The 526-nt window shown below is 73.8% G+C and carries 1 protein-coding gene; it reads left to right on the top strand.

Annotated elements, in window-relative coordinates:
- Nucleotides 1-526, top strand: a 526-nt coding sequence (locus FUT87_RS07980) for an EI24 domain-containing protein (protein WP_186830421.1), incomplete at both ends; no start/stop codon positions are given.

Here is a 526-nt window from a genome sequence, read left to right as displayed (position 1 = left end):
GGAAGCCGCCGTCGCCGGCGTGCGCGCGACGCTCGAGTCCTGGAGCCTGATCGACGGCCTGCTCAAGTGGCTGGACAGCCTCGGCGCCGCGTCCTTCCGCACGGTGCTCGCGCCGATCATCGTGCTGGCGATGGCCGTGCCGGCGCTGGTCGTGCTGAGCCTGCTGCTGGTGGCGCTGCTGATGACGCCGTCGATGGTGGACCTGGTCGCGCAGCGCCGTTTCGCGGGGCTGGAGCGCAAGCGCGGCGCCGGCTTCGTGGCCAGCCTGAGCTGGTCGCTGGGCCACACGCTGCTGTGCGTCGTGCTGCTGGTGGCGTCGCTGCCGTTCTGGCTGATCCCGCCGCTGGCGCTGATCCTGCCGCCGCTGATCTGGGGCTGGCTGGGGTATCGCGTGTTCACCTTCGACGTGCTGGCCGAGCACGCGTCCGCGCCCGAGCGCCGCCGCCTGCTGGCCGAGCACCGGCTGCCGCTGCTGCTGCTGGGCCTGGCGACCGGCTACCTCGGCGCGGCGCCGGCGGCGATCTGG

The organism is Mitsuaria sp. TWR114 (assembly GCF_007997345.1).
This window is presented reverse-complemented; position numbering and strand designations above follow the sequence as displayed.